Below are 15624 nucleotides of genomic sequence, written 5' to 3'. Positions count from 1 at the left end.
CCGACGAGCCTAGTCAGAGGTGCGTGCCGAGGAGAGACCCGATCAGGTAGGTGACCCCCATCGCGAACAGCCCGCCCGCGACGTTGCGCACCACCGCGCGCCCCGCGGGCCCGTAGCCGAGTCGGGCGCTGGCCCAGCCGGTGAGCGCGAGCGCGACCGCCACCGCGCCGACGGTGACGCCGACCCGGGCTCCCTGGCCGACGAGCAGGATGGTGAGCAGCGGCAGCAGCGCGCCGAGCGTGAAGCTGACCATGGAGGCGAGGGCGGCGTTCCAGGCGCTGGTGATCTCGTCGGGGTCGATGCCGAGCTCGGCCTCGGCGTGGGCGCCGAGGGCGTCGTACGCCGTCAGCTGGCGCGCCACCTCGACGGCGAGCTCCTCGTCGAGCCCCTTGCCGACGTAGAGGCCGGCGAGCTCGGCCAGCTCGTCCTGGGGTTCGTCGCGCAGCTCGCGCCGCTCCTGGTCGAGCAGCGCCAGCTCGGAGTCGCGCTGGGTGCTCACCGAGACGTACTCGCCGGCCGCCATGCTCATGGCCCCCGCGACGAGCCCGGCGACGCCGGCGATCGTGATCGCGCTGCGGTCGGTGGTCGCACCGGCGACGCCCATGACGATCCCGGCGGTCGACACGATGCCGTCGTTGGCGCCCAGGACACCGGCGCGCAGCCAGTTGAGCCTGCTGCGGGAGGACTCCTCGTGCGGCTCGCCCTCGTGGGGTCCTACGGAGGCGCTCACAGCCCGAGGTCGCGGCCGATGAGCTCCTTCATGATCTCGTTGGAGCCGGCCCAGATCTTGGAGACCCGGGCGTCGCGCCAGGCGCGGGCCACGCGGTACTCGTTCATGAAGCCGTAGCCGCCGTGCAGCTGGACGCAGTGGTCGAGGATCTCGTTCTGCACCTGGGAGGTCCACCACTTGGCCTTGGCCGCGTCGACCGCGGTGAGCTCCTTCTTGGCGTGCGCGAGCACGCACTGGTCGACGTAGGCCTGGGTGACGTCGACCTGGGTGAAGAGCTCGGCCAGCAGGAACTTGTTGTGCTGGAAGGAGCCGACACCCTGACCGAACGCCTTGCGGTCCTTGGTGTACTGCAGCGTCTCCACCAGGATCTGCCGCGCGTGCGCGAGGTTCGAGATCGCGCAGCCCAGCCGCTCCTGCGGGAGGTTCTGCATCATGTGGATGAAGCCCTGGTCGAGCTCGCCGACGATGTCGTCGTCGGTCAGCCGCACGCCCTCGAAGAAGAGCTCGGCGGTGTCGGACTCGTCCTGGCCGACCTTGTCGAGCTTGCGGCCGCGCGAGAAGCCCTCGGCGGAGGTCTCGACGCCGAAGAGCGTGATGCCCTTGGCCTTCTTCTCCGGCGCCGTGCGCGCCGCGACGACGACGAGGTCGGCGGAGTAGCCGTTGGTGATGAACGTCTTGGAGCCGTTGAGGACCCACCCGTCGCCGTCGCGCACGGCGGAGGTCTTCAGCGCGGCCAGGTCGGAGCCGCCTGAGGGCTCGGTCATCCCGATCGCGGTGAGCAGCTCGCCCGAGGCCACCCCGGGCAGCCAGCGCCGGCGCTGCTCCTCGGTGGTGAGCTCGACGAGGTACGGCGTGACGATGTCGGCGTGGATGCCCACGCACGAGGACAGCGCGGCGTTGACCTTGGAGAGCTCCTCCAACAGCACGGCGTTGAACCGGTAGTCGCCCGCACCGTCATCGCGCTGGCCGCCGTACTCCTCAGGAATCTCGAGCCCGAGGAGGCCCTGCTTGCCGGCCTCGAGCCAGAACTCCCGCGGCAGCGCCTTGGCCGCCGCGTGCTCCTCGACGTGGGGGACGACCGACCGGTCCAGAAACTCGCGGACGGACGAGCGGAACGCCTCGTGGTCCTCGTCGTAGATCTCACGCTTCATGCGCGCGATCCTACCGACGGGTAGCCCCACTCAGCCCGAGGTGGGCGCCGCCCTCGCCCGCCGGCGTCCCACGAAGCCGAGCACGGCTCCGACGACGGACAGGACCAGCACGACCACGCCGGCCGTCGTGAGCCAGAACGGCATCCGGGCGCTGCCCTGCAGCCGGTCGGTGGTGGCGTCGGTGTCGAGGTAGACCTCGGCGGCCGCGTCGGGGTCGTAGATCAGCGGCGACGTGTCGCCCACCGAGACGTCCTTGCAGGCGTAGCGCTCGCGGTGCTCGCGCTCCACGCCCGCCTCGTCGGCGTAGGTGTAGACGGGGCAGGTCACCGTGCGGGTGGTGTAGGTGCGCCGGCCGCTCTTCTGCCGACGCTCCACCTCGTGGGTGCCGGTGACGGTCGCCTCGACCCGGACCCCGGAGCCGTCGCGCAGCGACTCCAGCGAGTCGAGCCGGTCGTCGCTGTTGGCCTGCGCGCCGGCGTAGCCCGCCGCGAGCAGCAGCACCCCGCAGAACCCGACCTTGCCCCACATCCGAGTGCCCTCCCACGATGGAGCGCACAGGCTACCTAGCCCAGGACCTCGTCGACCCAGGCGGGCACCAGGACCCCCGCGGGGCCGTGGCGGGACTCGTGGAACCAGTCGGTGCCCTCGCTCGGCTGCAGGTTGAGCTCGAGCGTCCGGGCGCCGTACGACGCCGCCGCCTGGACGAACCCGGCTGCGGGGTAGACCGCGCCGGAGGTGCCGATCGAGACGAACAGGTCGGCCTCGGCGAGCCGGTCGGAGATCCGGTCCATCTCGTAGGGGATCTCGCCGAACCACACCACGTCGGGCCGCAGCTCGCTCACGCCGCACCCCGGGCACGGCGGCAGGTCCACGAGGTCACCGTCCCAGCGCATCCGTCCGCCGCAGGCCCGGCAGAGCGCGGACAGCAGCTGGCCGTGCATGTGCAGCACCCGCGAGGAGCCGGCGCGCTCGTGGAGGTCGTCGATGTTCTGCGTGACGACGAGCAGGTCGTCGCCGAGCCCCTGCTCGAGCCGGGCGAGCGCGTGGTGCGCGGGGTTCGGCTCGACGCCGGCGAGCGCGGCCCGGCGGGCGTCGTAGAAGCGGTGGACGGTGATCGGTGCGTGGTCGTAGGCCTCCGGCGTTGCGACGTCCTCGACGCGGTGGCCCTCCCACAGGCCGTCGGCGTCGCGGAACGTCGGCACCCCGCTCTCGGCGGAGATCCCGGCACCAGTGAGCACGACGACCCTCATGCCGACCTCCGGTGCACGGTCACGACGTACCCGCCGTCGTCGTACGGCGCGCGGTCCCAGGTCGCGAGGCGCTCCTCCGGGACCAGGCCGGCGGCGGCGAACGCCTCGTCCACGTCGGGGAGCGGCGTGACCGGGCAGTCCCCCGGGAGGTGGTCGGCGTCGAGCCCGAAGCCGCAGACGACGAGGCCGCCGGGCACGCAGTGGGCGGCCAGGCGCTCGGCGGCGGCCGTGAGCGTGGCCGGCTCGAGCAGCGGGATCACGTTGCCCGCGAGCAGCACCAGGTCGAACGTCTCCCCCAGGTCGAGGCTCGCGAGGTCGGCCTCGCGCCAGTCCAGGTGCGGCGCGGCGGACCGCGCCTCGCGGAGCATGGACGCGTCGACGTCGGTGCCGACGACGGCGTACCCGAGCTCGTGCAGGCGTACGGCGATGCGGCCCGTGCCGCAGCCGGCGTCGAGCACACGGCCAGGCGGGGCCAGCAGCGCCTCGACCAGCGCGGCCTCGCCGTGCACGTCCTGCCCGCGCTCGGCCATCCTCGCGAACCGGCGCGCGTAGGCGGCGGCGTAGTCCTCGCCGGTCGTCTCGCGCGCGATGCGCTGCCAGAGGGTCATGGGACCCCAGGCTTCCACACCGGGCTGACGACCTCGCGGCGCACGTGTCGTATCGCGTCGCTGCTGCTCGTGGGCAGGGTGACGGCGGACCATGGTGGTCCCCACCGACAGAGGAGTCCTCGTGGCGCAGTACCTGATCTACTTCAACCAGCAGTGGGTGGGCGACCACCCCGAGGAGTGGTTCCGCTCGCGCGGCCCGCTCGCGGCGGCGGTCGTCGAGGACATGAAGGACGTCGGCGTCTGGGTCTTCGCCGGCGGTCTCGTCGAGGACGGCCCGGTCTCCAGCGCCGACGCCACCTCGGGCGAGCTGCTGGTCACCGACGGCCCGTACGCCGAGACCAAGGAGGTCCTGGGCGGGCTGGCGATCGTCGACGTGCCCGACCGGGCGAGCGCCGAGGAGTGGGCGGGCCGGTTGGCCGAGGCCTGCGGCTGGCCCCAGGAGGTCCGCCTCTTCGGGTCGCTGCCCGACGACGACTGACGGTTCGTCCTGCGAGTGGCACGATGCCGACGTGATCTCCCTCAGACGAGCGTGGGTCGCCGTGCTCCTGGTGCCGCTGCTCACCGCGTGCGGTCCCGCGGATGAGGGCAGCATCGGGATGATGGTCAACGCCGACGGGCACGTCATCGTGATGGTGGAGACATGCAGCGCGGTGATCGAGTCCGTCATGTTGCAGCGGGAGCACGAGCTGTCCCCCGACCTCGTCTGGTCCGACGACTCCGTCAGCATGGGTCACGACGCGGTGCAGACGTTCGACACGGGCCTGCTGGCCGCGGACCTGCCCGCGGGCTCGTACGTCGCCTCCGCCGAGACCGACGACATCGACGCGCAGGTCGACTTCACGAGGGCTCGGCGCCGTGACCTTGTCGGGCTCGGCCTGGGCAAGGTGCTGTGGCTGAACGAGCCGGGGTACGGCCAGGAGCCGATCGTCGCCAGCGAGGACGACTTCGCCCAGCACAAGCACTGCTAGGGGCCGCCCCCTGGGCCGCTCCGTGGACCGGATCAGTAGTACCAGGGGAACGGCGACCAGTCGGGCTCGCGCTTCTCGAGGAACTGGTCGCGGCCCTCGGCGGCCTCGTCGGTCATGTAGGCCAGGCGGGTGGTCTCGCCGGCGAACATCTGCTGGCCGACCAGCCCGTCGTCGATGAGGTTGAAGGAGTACTTGAGCATCCGCTGCGCGGTCGGGGACTTGCCGTTGACCAGGCGGCCCCACTCCAGCGCGGTCGCCTCGAGCTCGGCGTGCGGGACGGCCCTGTTGACGGCGCCCATGCGGACGGCGTCCTCGGCGTCGTACTCCTGGCCGAGGAAGAAGATCTCGCGGGCGAACTTCTGGCCGACCTGGCGGGCGAGGTAGGCCGAGCCGAAGCCGCCGTCGAAGGAGCCGACGTCGGCGTCGGTCTGCTTGAAGCGCGCCTCCTCCTTGCTCGCGATGGTCAGGTCGCAGACGACGTGGAGGCTGTGGCCGCCGCCGGCCGTCCAGCCGGGCACGACGCAGATGACGACCTTGGGCATGAAGCGGATCAGGCGCTGGACCTCGAGGATGTGCAGCCGCCCGAGCTTGGCCTTGTCGACAAACTCTGAGGTCTCGCCCGCTCTGCCGTCTGCTCCCTCCGGTCGCGTGTACTGGTAGCCCGCGCGACCTCGGATCCGCTGGTCGCCGCCGGTGCAGAACGCCCACTTGCCGTGGCGCTCGCCCGGGCCGTTGCCGGTGAGCAGCACGCAGCCGACGTCGCTGCTGATGCGCGCGTGCTCGAGGACGCGGAGCAGCTCGTCCACGGTGTGCGGGCGGAAGGCGTTGAGGACGTCGGGGCGGTCGAAGGCGACGCGCACCGTGCCGTGCGCCTTGGCGCGGTGGTACGTCAGGTCGGTGAGGTCCTCGAAGCCCGGGACCGGGTCCCAGGCCTCGGGGTCGAAGGTCTCCGACACACCGGCGATGGCACTCATGCGGCGACTGTAGTGACCGGGATCGGGGGGTGGTCCGATCGGGTCGTGTGCCGGAGGCAGCGCTCCGGCGCGGGCTGCGGCACACGACCCGTCGCCGGCCGGAGGGCGCGCGGGCCCGGCGGCGTGGCCGATCGGGTCGTGTGCCGGAGGCAGCGCCCCGGCGCGGTCTGCGACACACGACCCACCCGCGACCCCGTTCCGCGCCCCGGACCACCGCTGGAATAGCCGGGGCCGACGTGGTCTTGTGGGTGGCATGACACTTGAAGGCGAGTACGAGCCCAGCCCGAGCGACTGGGTCCGCGAGCAGGTCGAGCAGTACGAGGCCAGCGGCGGCCGGGAGGCCAACACCCTCATGGGCAAGCCCGAGTGGCCGATCGTGGTCATCACCTCGAAGGGCGTCAGGTCCGGCAAGCTGCGCAAGAACCCCGTGATGCGTGTCGAGAAGGACGGCGTCTACGCCGCGGTCGCCTCCAAGGGTGGCGACCCCGAGCACCCGACCTGGTACCACAACTTCCTGGCCCATCCCGAGGTCGATCTCCAGGACGGCCCCGAGCCGCACACCTACGTCGCCCGCGTCGCCGAGGGCGCCGAGCGCGCCGAGTGGTGGGAGCGCTGCGTGGCGCAGTACGCGCCGTACGCGGAGTACCAGGAGAAGACCGACCGCGAGATCCCCGTCTTCCTGCTGGAGCGCAAGGCCTGACCCGCACTCGTCGGGGTGGTCCCGGCGACCTCAGCCGACGCGGGCGATGGACTGGGCGAGGCCGGTGAGGTGGCCCAGACGGGCGATCTCGGAGTCGAGGAACTCGGGGCCGCCGTGGCGGCCGATGACGAGCATCTCGTTGCCGTCGAGGCGGGCGGCGGCGTAGAGGGTGACGTCCTCGGCGAGGGACTCCAGGCGACCGGGCCGCTCGAGCTCGACGAACTCCAGCTCGTCGGGCGCCGCGCCCGTGCCGTAGAGGATGCCCTTGACGCGGTGCAGACGGATGCCCCAGTCGGAGCGGAACGTCATCGGCAGCAGGTCGACGAGGCGGTTGACGGCCTCGCCGGGGTGGGCGGTGAGGTCCTCAACGGCCTCGAGGTCGAGGAACAGGTTGCCGCCCGCGGCGTAGCGGCTGATCCACACGACGCTGACGCCCTCGAGGTTGTTGCACGCCGACACGATCGAGTCGGGCATCGTCGCGCCGGTCATCTCCAGGAGCACGTCGTCGACGGCGGTGCCGTCGTGGCGCTTCTCGACGATCTCGATGGCCTCGATGTCGCCGCCGGCCTCACCGACGGCGCTCGCCAGACGACCCAACGACCCCGGGACGTCGGGCAGCTCCACGCGCAGCAGGTAGGGCACGCCACGACCCTAACCCGGCGGTGTTGCGCGCCCGTTTCGGTTTCTCAGTCCTCGGCGCGCGTCGCGAGGAGCCGCTGGCGCAGGCCGGTGGCGCGCTGCGCCTGCGTCTCCACCGCCGCACGTACGGCGGCCTCCGAGCCCACCACGCGCACGTGGCGCTGGGCGCGGGTGACGGCGGTGTAGAAGAGCTCACGGGTCAGCAGCCGCGACCCGGCCTCGGGCAGGAGCACGGTGACCCGGTCGGCCTGGCTGCCCTGGCTCTTGTGGATCGTCATCGCGTGCATGGTCTCGATCGCGTCGAGCCGCCCCGGCGCGAAGCCCTTGAGCCCGCCCGCCCCCGCGATGTAGGCGCGCAGCCGGCCGTCCTCGAGCACCGCGACGCCGGTCTCGCCGTTGTAGATCTCCAGCGTGTGGTCGTTGGTGGTCACCAGGATCGGGCGGCCGGCGTACCACTCGGTGTAGATGCCCTGTCCGAGCTCCTCGCCGAGCCAGCGCTCGATCTGCGCGTTCCACCGGCGTACGCCGAACGGTCCCTCGCGGTGGGCGCAGAGCAGGCGGTGCCGGTCGAGCGCCTCGACCGCGCCGGCCGCGTCGCCGAGCACCGCGGCCTCGCGGATCTGGAGCGCCGCGCGCACGGCGTCGTCGCGCAGCGCCGACTCGGCGTCGTCGGTCTCCACGAACTCGACGTGCTCCGAGCGCGCCCGCAGCGCGGCGAGCACGCCGTCGGCGTCGCCGGCGCGCAGCGCCTCGGCCAGGGTCTGGATGTCGGCGACCGAGCGGTGGTTGACGACCAGCGACGCCACCGGCGAGGCGGGGTCGCCGTCGTAGCCGGCGACCAGGTCGGACAGCACGGCGCCGGCGCCGACCGACGTGAGCTGACGGGGGTCGCCGAGCAGCACCAGCCGACTGCGCAGCCGCACCGCGTCGAGCAGCCGCGCCATCATCGTGAGCTCGACCATGGAGGACTCGTCGACCACGACGACGTCGTACTTGAGCCGGTTGCTGCGGTCGTGGCGGAAGCGGGTGCGGTTGTCGGGGCGCCAGCCGAGCAGCCGGTGCAGGGTCATCGCGTCGGTGCGGTCGACCCACTCGCGGTCGGCCGGCTCGAGCCCGCCCACCGCCTCGGTCACGGCGTCCTGGAGCCGCGCGGCGGCCTTGCCGGTGGGGGCGGCGAGCGCGATCGAGATCCGCTCGCCGCGGGTGCGCGCCTGGTCGGCGAGCAGCGCCAGGATGCGGGCGACGGTGGAGGTCTTGCCGGTGCCGGGGCCGCCGGTCAGGACGGTGGTCCACTGCCTGACCGCTCGTACGGCGGCCGCGCGCTGCTCGTCGCTGAACCGGTCGTCGGCGAGCCGCTCGAGCGCGGCCGTCAGCGCCGCCTCGTCGACCGGCGGCGCCTCCTGCGCGGCCCGCGCGACCAGGTCGTCGCAGACCTGGCTCTCGAGGCGGTGGTAGCGGTCGAGGTAGAGCAGGCCGTGCTCGAGGCGCAGCGCGCCCCGGGCCACCAGGGGCGACGCACGCACGGCGACGGTCCACTCACCGGCGTCGGGCCACGGCAGCGCCGGGTCGAGCAGCGGCACGGAGGCGAGGTCGAGGCACACCGAGCCGCGGCGTACGGCGCGCACGGTCAGCGCCGCGGCGAGCAGCACCCGCTCGTCGGTCTCCTCGCCGAGCGCGCCCAGCCGGGCGGCGACGTGGAGGTCGGCCGCCTCGACGACGCCGGCGCGGTTGAGATCGCCCAGCAGCCCGGTCGCGCCGTCGACCAGACGCCGGTCGCGGTCGCTCGTGGGCTCGAACAGCTCGGTCACGACCGCACCCCCGCCACGACGCCGTCCAGCAGGTCGGACAGCTCCTCGACCAGCGCGACGGGCGGTCGCCAGGAGAAGATCCCGCACGGCTCGCCGTCGACGAGCGGGGTCTCGGGCCCGCACATGCCGCGCAGGTAGAGGTAGAGGACGCCGCCGAGGTGCCGCTCGGGGTCGTAGCCCGGCTGGCGCCAGCGCAGGAACCGGTGCAGGACGGCGGCGTAGAGGAGCGCCTGCAGCGGGTAGTCGGAGTGACCCATGGCGCCGTCGAGCGCCTCCGGCCGGTAGGCGTGCGCGGTGAGCGGCTCGTCGCGGGGGCCGAGCCAGTTGGTCTTGTAGTCGACGATCAGGTAGCGCGGGCCGGGCAGCCGCAGCACGACGTCGACCGAGCCGGTGAGGTAGCCGAGCAGCGACTGGTCGCCCAGCGCGGGGTTCTCGAGCGCCTCGGCGTAGCCGCGGACCGGGTCGCCCTCGGGCAGGTGGCGGCGCAGCAGCGGCGCGAGGTCGCCCAGCCGGACCCGGGGGTCGCCGGGGCGCGGGTGCGCGAGGTCGCCGCCGGCCAGCGGCAGCTCGAAGTCGAGCTCGCGCAGCCGGTCGCGCAACCCGATCTGCCGCAGCGTCGTGCCGTCGGCGAGCGACCCGAGCGGCGAGTCGCAGACCGCCACCAGCGCGTCGGCCAGCTCCTCGCGGTCCAGCTCGACCGGCCACCACACCAGCTGCTCGTCGAGGTGGTCGAGGATCTCCGCGCGCAGGTCGGGGGCGTCGGGGTCGGTGTGCTCGAGGACGGCGTGGACGAGCGAGCCGAACGTCGCACCCACCGGCAGGTCGGCCATGGGGGACGGCACCGACGCCTCGGGGGCCACGGACACCACCGGGTCGCCCGTCATCGCCTCGTCGTCCTTGGCCGCCACCTCGGGCTCGCTGGCGACCAGCCCCGCGGGCGCCGCGGCGAGCTCGACCGCCGAGAGCGAGGAGTACGACGTACGGCGCCACGTGACGTCGACGTCGCGCGTGAAGTCGCGCGCGGCCAGCGACGGGGTCTCGGCGCGCGGCGGCTCGGCGCCGGGCTCGGCCGGGACGGCGGGCTCGGGGGTCGGCCCGCCGGCGGCGTGCCAGCGGGCGAAGAACTCCGCCGCCTCGTCGTCGGTGCGGTTGGCGAACTCGTCGGGCACCGCGGCCATGCCGGGCCGGCGGCCCTGGATCATCCGCTGGAGCGGCGAGGCGGGCGTGTTGCGCGTCGGCGCCCACCAGCAGACGACCTGCGACTGCGCGCGGGTGATCGCGACGTAGAGCAGCCGCAGCCACTCGCCGGCCTCCTCGTCGCGCCAGCGGCGCACGGCCTCGCTCCACGTCGAGCCGGTCTCGCCACCCACCGCGACGCAGCGCTGGTGCTCGGCGTCGTGGAAGAGCGGGGTCGAGGGCGTGGGCAGGTTGCGGTCGGCCAGCGCCGGGAGGTAGACGACGGGGTACTCGAGGCCCTTGCTGGCGTGGATGGTCACGAGCTGGACCGCGGCGGCGTCGGAGTCCAGACGGCGGGTGCGCTCGGCGCCGCGCCCGCCGCGGCCCTCGGCCACCTGGAGGCGCAGCCACGCCAGCAGCGCCACGAGCCCGAGCCGCTCGGTGAGGGCGACCTCGTGGAGCACCTCGCCGATGTGGCGCAGGTCGGTGAGCAGCCGCTCGCCGCCCACCTGCGCGAGCACCCGCTCGGGGAGCCCGGCCGTGGTGGCCGCCTCCAGCACGGCCGCCACCCCGCGTCGCGCCAGCACGTCGGCGTAGGAGCGGAGCAGGTCGGCGACCTCGTCGGTGAGCGCGTCGCCGCCCTCGTCGATGCCGCGGGCGGTGTGGCCGACGAAGCAGGTGAGGGCGGCCGTGCGCACCCGCGGGCTGCGGTGGGGCATCTCCATGCCCTCGAGCAGCTCCAGCCACTCGACCGCGGCGGGGGTCGCGAAGACGCTGCCGCCGCCCGCGATCACCGCGGGCACGCCGACCTCCTGCAGCGCACGGCGGCAGGCGTCGAGGTCGAAGTGGCGGTAGCTGATCACCGCGACGTCCCTCGGCTCGATCGGCCGGCCCTCGAAGGTCGCCCCCGAGGCCAGCAGGGCGCGGATGTCGTGGGCGAGGTCCTGGGCGATGTGGGGCCGGGCCTGGGCCACGGTGAGCGGGTTGGACCCGCGGCGGCCGAGCTGGTCGCGGCGTACGACGCGCAGCCGGAACGGCGCCTGGCTGGGCGCACCGGCGAGCCGCGAGCCGGCGTGGTGGGCGGTGACGTCGTGCACCACGATCTGCGGGTCGCCGAGCTCGGCGCCGGCCAGCACCGTCTGGAAGGAGTCGAGCAGCGCCGCGTCGCTGCGCCAGTTGACGGCCAGGGTCTTGCGGGTGGTGGCGCTGCCCGCCGCGTCGAGGTAGGTCGTGACGTCACCGCCGCGGAAGGCGTAGATGGCCTGCTTGGGGTCGCCGATCAGCACCATCGTGGCGTGGCCGGTGAACGCGCGGTCGAGGACGTTCCACTGCACGGGGTCGGTGTCCTGGAACTCGTCGACCAGCACGATCTGCCAGCGCTGCCGCATCCGCGCGCGGGCCGGCGCCTCGGGGTGCTCGAGCGCGTCGGCGAGCTGGCTGAGCAGGTCGTCGTAGGACAGGATCCCGAGGCGGCGCTTGCGGCGCTCCATCTCGTCGCGCACGGCCCGCGCGAAGCGCACCCGCCGGCCCGCCGGCGTCGCCGGGTCGTCGTCGGGCGGGTGCAGCTCGGCCTGCGGGTCGCCGACCGCCGTGCGCGCGATCGCGAGGGCCTCGTCGCGCGAGAAGACCGGGTCGTCGCCGGCGTAGGCGAAGGCGCGGAGGTAGAGGTCGTCGACGACCTCGCCGAGCAGGTCGTCGAGGTCCTCGACGAGCCGGGCCTGGGAGTCGGTGTCGCCGGCGACGCCCAGCGAGTCGAGCACGAGGCTGCAGAACTGGTGGGTCGTCGCGATCGTCGCCGCGTCGAACGTCGCCAGCGCGTGGGTGACCCGCCGGTGGCGGCGCACCCGCTCGTCGGCGTCGCAGTCGAGCAGCAGGTCGACCAGGTCGGAGGGCTCCACGGGCAGCAGCTGCTCGGCCGCGAGCGCCCGCTCGGCCTCGACGAGCTGGGCCCGCACCCGCTCGCGCAGCTCCTGGCTGGCCGCGCGTCCGAACGTCACCACCAGCATCTGGTCGAGCGTCGCCTCGCCCTCGGCGACGTAGCGCGTGACGAGCGCGCCGATCGTCCAGGTCTTGCCCGTGCCGGCGCTGGCCTCGAGCAGGGTCGTGCCCGTGGGGAGCGGGTCGCGGATGTCGAAGGGCTGGTCGGTCGTCGCGGGGCTCATCAGAGGGGTCCCACCCGCTCGTGCTCGAGGACCGGCTCCCAGATCGCCGCGGCGTACGTCGGCAGGCCGGCGTCGACCAGCGCCTCGAGCGGCGCGCGCTCGCCGTAGACCTGCACGTGGGAGACGTCGGCGTCCTCGCCGGTGATGCCCCAGCTGTTGTTGGGGTCGGTGACCCACTCGCGGGCCGCGGCCACGGCGGGCGGGCGGTCGCTGCCCCGCTGCTCGAGGGCGCGGGCCTCGGCCCAGGCGTTGGCCGTGGCGAGCGGGGCGGGCAGAGGGCGGCGCAGGCCGAGGTCGCGCAGCTCGACGAGGCGGCGCAGGTGGTCGACGGCGCGGTGGTCGAGGGGTCCGGCGAGCGCGCGCTTCGGGCCGGCCTTGTCGCGCCCGACGGCGTGGGAGGTCCAGTGGGCGTCGGGGTGGCCGGCGCTGAGAGCCAGCAGGTCCACCCAGGCCAGCAGCCGCTGCCGGGCCTTGAGCCGGGAGTAGCCGAGGGTGACGAGCTTGTTGCCGTAGACGCCGGGGACGGTGCCGGTGAGGCGCCGGCCGCCGCCGAGGTCGACGTCCACGTCGACCGAGCGCACCTCGCCGGCGCGCAGGTCCTCGGTGCGGGCGAGGAGCCGCTGGGACTCCTGGACGACCTCGGTGAGGGAGCGGGTGCCGAGGGCGCCGGGCGGGAGCGTGCCGCGCAGCTGCTCGGCGAGCATCACCGCGGTCGGGTCGGCGCCGGCCATCACCTCGCGCAGCAGCCGGTCGCCGACGCCCCACTTCTCGAGCGCGTCGAGGTCGATCGGGATCGCGTCGCCGACCTCGTCGGCGTCCAGCGGCGCGGACACCACGAGGCGCTGGCGCAGGAACGTGCGCACGGGGTGGCTGAGGAAGGCCTTGAGGTCCAGCAGCGTCACGTCGCCGGGGCCGCGGTCGGGCAGGGCCCCGTCGAGGAACGGCGGGACCGGGCGGCGAGGGCCGACCACGGCGCGGGCACCGGACAGCGCGGCGCGGTCGAAGCTGAACGGCCGCTCCCCCGCGATGCCGCCGGGCGCGAAGTTGCGCACGTCGTGGGGCTGGAGCGGGTGGCGCACGCGGATCGCGTCGCGCACGGGCGCCGAGGAGGTGCGGTCGGCGGCGTCGAGGATCTCGCCCAGGGGCACGGCAGGCGGGCGCGGGGCCCCGGAGTGCTCGTTGGCGCCGGTGTAGGTGATGACGAGGGTCTCGCTCGCGGCCAGGACGGCGTCGAGGAGCAGCTGCCGGTCCTCGCTGCGGGGGTCGCGCTCGCCGGTGAGCGGGCGCCGCGCCAGCGCGTCGTCGCCGTCGAGCGCGCCGACCCGCGGGAAGTCGCCGTCGTCGAGGCCCACCAGGCAGACCACGCGGTGGGGCACCGAGCGCATCGGGACCATCGTGCAGACCGTCAGCGTGCCGGTGCGGAAGTTGGCGCGCGTGGGCCGGCCGCCCAGCCGGGCCTGGAGCATCGCGCGGACGTCGGCGAGGCGCAGCTCGACGCCGCTGTCGCGCGCGCCGCCGGTGGCGTCGGTGGCGCGGGCGAGCTCGCGCTCGAGCTGCGGGACCTGCCAGGCGTCGTCGGCGGAGACGTCGGCGACGCCGCGCACGCCGTCGCGCAGCGCGGCCATCCAGTCGGCGACGGTGGTCGCCGCGACCATCGCCTGCAGGCAGGTGTCGAGCCGGTGCACCAGCTCGGCGAGCCGGCCGGCGAGCTCGATGTCGTCGCTGCCGACGTCGTCGAGGGGCAGCCCTCGGCCGAGGTGGTGGTGGTCGTCGCCGCTCATCGCCACGCCCAGCAGGATCCGGTCGAGGCCGGCGCGCCAGGTGTTGTGCTCGAAGCGCTGCATGTCGAACGACGCCCGCTGCTCGGCGTCCAGGCCCCAGCGGATGCCGGCCTCGGCGACCCACGAGGTGACCCGCGCGAGGTCGTCGTCGCTCAGGCCGAACCGCAGCCGCACCGGCTCGGTCGCCGCCAGGTCGAGCACCTCGCTGGCCGTCACGCGTCCGCCCGCCAGCTCGACCAGGCTCGCCGCGACGGCGAGCAGCGGGTTGGTGCTGCTGAGGGCGCGGTCGGCCAGCCGGACCCGCAGCCGGTGGGCGGGGTGGCCGTCGCGGTCGCTGCCGTCGACGACGTCGGCGAGGCCGAAGCCCGCCGAGATCAGCGGCGCGTAGGTCTCGATGTCGGGGCACATCACGACGATGTCGCGCGGCTCCAGCGTCGGGTCGTCCTGCAGCAGTCCGACGAGCGCCTCGCGCAGCGCGTCGACCTGGCGGGCCGGGCCGTGGCAGGCGTGGACCTGGAGGCTGCGGTCGTCGGGGTCGTGGACGCGGCCCGCCCGCAGCGCCGGGTCGGGGGCGCGGTTGGCGCGCAGGTCGCCCTGGAGCCAGCCCAGGAGGGTGTCGCGCTCGGGCACCCGGTCCCGGGGCGTGGCAGGCGCGTCGAGGCCGTCGAGGGCGCGCCGCAGCTCGCGGGTGTCGCGGCCGAGCGAGGCGAGCAGCGGGTGGCCGACGAGGTCGGCGGACTCGTCGTCCTCGCGGGCGACGACACCGCCGACGCCGGTGAGGGCGTCCCACAGCGCCGGTGACGGCTGGGGCAGCCAGAGGTGGACGTCGCGGCGCTCGCCGAGGGCCCGCAGCAGCGACACCTCGGTCACGGGCAGCCGGGTGTGGCCGAACAGGCTGAGCCGCTCCGGCAGGTCGAGCCCGTCACCACCGGCCGCCAGCGCCTCGAGGGTGCGGGCGTGGCGGACGTCGGGCGGGTCGACGTTGACCCGCTCCAGGAGCCGGCGCCACAGCATGGGCTGCCAGGCGAGGTCGTCGTCGAGCGCAGCGCCCGCACCGTCGGTGTCGCGGCCCTCGCGCCAGTCGGTCACGAGGCTCGGCCGCTGGACGGCGTACGACGCGTAGAGCCCGGCGAGCCGCCGAGCGACGGAGTAGCGACGGTTGCGGCGCAGCAGCCCCTCGTCGCCGTCGAGGCCGTGGCCGAGGTGGGCGGCGAGCGTGGCGCACCACGGCTCGTCGAGGCTGTCGTCGATCGTGGCGAGCAGCGGCCACACGAGGCGGTCGGGGTCCCACACGTCGTCGCGCTCGCGGTCGAGCAGCAGGCTGACCAGCGAGCGGGGGTTGAGGAACCGCACGCCCGCGCACACCCCGTCGCCGCCGCGCTCGCCCGCGCCCAGCCGGTGCGAGAGCCGCTGGGTCAGCCACCGCTCCACCCCCTTGGCGGGCACGACCACGACCTCCTCCGCGAACGGGTCGGCCAGCGGCACGGCGAGCATCTCGCCGAGCGCGTCGGCGAGCTGGTCGGTGCGCGGAGCGCGGTGGAGGTGCAGCGTCATCGCCGCCGACCCTAGTGGCGGGGGGCGACAGTGGTCGGCGGCGGTTTCACCAAGGTATGTCGCCGAAGCGTCACTTCCCGGGCGCTGCAGAGCGAGGGAAGTGACGTTTCGCCTGCATACCTT

At 74.3% G+C, this 15624-nt stretch carries 13 protein-coding genes; 3 read left to right on the top strand and 10 right to left on the bottom strand.

What is annotated here, in order from left to right:
• Positions 1-13 precede the first annotated feature (13 nt).
• The 5 genes from IRQ30_RS10350 to IRQ30_RS10330 are packed head-to-tail and all read right to left on the bottom strand — an operon-like array spanning position 14 to position 3739.
• On the bottom strand, positions 14-730 hold the full coding sequence (locus IRQ30_RS10350; protein ID WP_193612814.1) for a VIT1/CCC1 transporter family protein: 717 nt from the start codon (positions 728-730) through the stop codon (positions 14-16).
• Positions 727-1881, bottom strand: coding sequence for an acyl-CoA dehydrogenase family protein (locus IRQ30_RS10345; protein ID WP_193612813.1), 1155 nt, complete (start codon positions 1879-1881; stop codon positions 727-729). Before IRQ30_RS10345 ends, IRQ30_RS10350 begins: the two co-directional genes overlap by 4 nt.
• Positions 1882-1911: 30 nt before the next feature.
• Positions 1912-2409, bottom strand: coding sequence for a DUF3592 domain-containing protein (locus tag IRQ30_RS10340; RefSeq protein ID WP_193612812.1), 498 nt, complete (start codon positions 2407-2409; stop codon positions 1912-1914).
• Between the two features lie 35 nt (positions 2410-2444).
• Positions 2445-3131: an NAD-dependent deacylase gene (locus IRQ30_RS10335; protein WP_193612811.1), complete on the bottom strand. Its 687-nt coding sequence runs from the start codon at positions 3129-3131 to the stop codon at positions 2445-2447.
• Positions 3128-3739, bottom strand: a complete 612-nt coding sequence (locus IRQ30_RS10330; protein WP_193612810.1) for a class I SAM-dependent methyltransferase — start codon at positions 3737-3739, stop codon at positions 3128-3130. Before IRQ30_RS10330 ends, IRQ30_RS10335 begins: the two co-directional genes overlap by 4 nt.
• Before the next feature lie 121 nt (positions 3740-3860).
• On the opposite strand from IRQ30_RS10330, the gene IRQ30_RS10325 reads away from it, so the two are divergent.
• Both IRQ30_RS10325 and IRQ30_RS10320 read left to right on the top strand, forming a co-directional pair.
• Entirely contained in the window at positions 3861-4217 is a 357-nt protein-coding gene (locus IRQ30_RS10325; protein WP_193612809.1) for a YciI family protein, read from the top strand.
• Between the two features lie 31 nt (positions 4218-4248).
• A complete protein-coding gene (locus tag IRQ30_RS10320) occupies positions 4249-4707 on the top strand; it encodes a hypothetical protein (protein WP_193612808.1) in 459 nt (152 codons plus the stop codon).
• Between the two features lie 32 nt (positions 4708-4739).
• Here IRQ30_RS10320 and IRQ30_RS10315 read toward each other — a convergent pair whose 3' ends face one another.
• Positions 4740-5681, bottom strand: a complete 942-nt coding sequence (locus tag IRQ30_RS10315) for a 1,4-dihydroxy-2-naphthoyl-CoA synthase (protein ID WP_193612807.1) — start codon at positions 5679-5681, stop codon at positions 4740-4742.
• Positions 5682-5934: 253 nt separating this feature from the next.
• Between IRQ30_RS10315 and IRQ30_RS10310 the strand changes: the two genes are divergently transcribed.
• The gene (locus IRQ30_RS10310; protein WP_193607933.1) at positions 5935-6381 is read left to right on the top strand and encodes a nitroreductase family deazaflavin-dependent oxidoreductase; all 447 of its coding nucleotides are present in this window, start codon (positions 5935-5937) and stop codon (positions 6379-6381) included.
• 30 nt (positions 6382-6411) lie between these two features.
• Here IRQ30_RS10310 and IRQ30_RS10305 read toward each other — a convergent pair whose 3' ends face one another.
• The 4 genes from IRQ30_RS10305 to recC are packed head-to-tail and all read right to left on the bottom strand — an operon-like array spanning position 6412 to position 15501.
• A complete protein-coding gene (locus IRQ30_RS10305; protein WP_193612806.1) occupies positions 6412-7023 on the bottom strand; it encodes an ACT domain-containing protein in 612 nt (203 codons plus the stop codon).
• Between the two features lie 44 nt (positions 7024-7067).
• Complete coding sequence (gene recD / locus IRQ30_RS10300) at positions 7068-8828, bottom strand: exodeoxyribonuclease V subunit alpha (RefSeq protein WP_193612805.1); 1761 nt, start codon at positions 8826-8828, stop codon at positions 7068-7070.
• Positions 8825-12166: a UvrD-helicase domain-containing protein gene (locus IRQ30_RS10295; protein ID WP_193612804.1), complete on the bottom strand. Its 3342-nt coding sequence runs from the start codon at positions 12164-12166 to the stop codon at positions 8825-8827. Before IRQ30_RS10295 ends, recD begins: the two co-directional genes overlap by 4 nt.
• Positions 12166-15501, bottom strand: coding sequence for an exodeoxyribonuclease V subunit gamma (recC, locus tag IRQ30_RS10290; protein ID WP_193612803.1), 3336 nt, complete (start codon positions 15499-15501; stop codon positions 12166-12168). The genes IRQ30_RS10295 and recC overlap by 1 nt, the downstream gene beginning before the upstream one ends.
• Between the last annotated feature and the right edge of the window lie 123 nt (positions 15502-15624).

The sequence above is a fragment of the Nocardioides lijunqiniae genome (assembly GCF_015024225.1).
GTDB classification, from domain to species: Bacteria; Actinomycetota; Actinomycetes; order Propionibacteriales; family Nocardioidaceae; genus Nocardioides; species Nocardioides lijunqiniae.
Note: the sequence above shows the minus strand (reverse complement) of the source record. Positions and strands in the feature narration are given on the sequence as shown.

Coding starts and splice junctions, on each gene's coding strand:
- IRQ30_RS10345 (WP_193612813.1), bottom strand. CDS start 1,881: ATGAAGCGTGAGATCTACGACGAGGACCACGAGGCGTTCCGCTCGTCC.
- IRQ30_RS10340 (WP_193612812.1), bottom strand. CDS start 2,409: ATGTGGGGCAAGGTCGGGTTCTGCGGGGTGCTGCTGCTCGCGGCGGGC.
- IRQ30_RS10335 (WP_193612811.1), bottom strand. CDS start 3,131: ATGAGGGTCGTCGTGCTCACTGGTGCCGGGATCTCCGCCGAGAGCGGG.
- IRQ30_RS10330 (WP_193612810.1), bottom strand. CDS start 3,739: ATGACCCTCTGGCAGCGCATCGCGCGCGAGACGACCGGCGAGGACTAC.
- IRQ30_RS10315 (WP_193612807.1), bottom strand. CDS start 5,681: ATGAGTGCCATCGCCGGTGTGTCGGAGACCTTCGACCCCGAGGCCTGG.
- IRQ30_RS10310 (WP_193607933.1), top strand. CDS start 5,935: ATGACACTTGAAGGCGAGTACGAGCCCAGCCCGAGCGACTGGGTCCGC.
- IRQ30_RS10295 (WP_193612804.1), bottom strand. CDS start 12,166: ATGAGCCCCGCGACGACCGACCAGCCCTTCGACATCCGCGACCCGCTC.
- recC (WP_193612803.1), bottom strand. CDS start 15,501: ATGACGCTGCACCTCCACCGCGCTCCGCGCACCGACCAGCTCGCCGAC.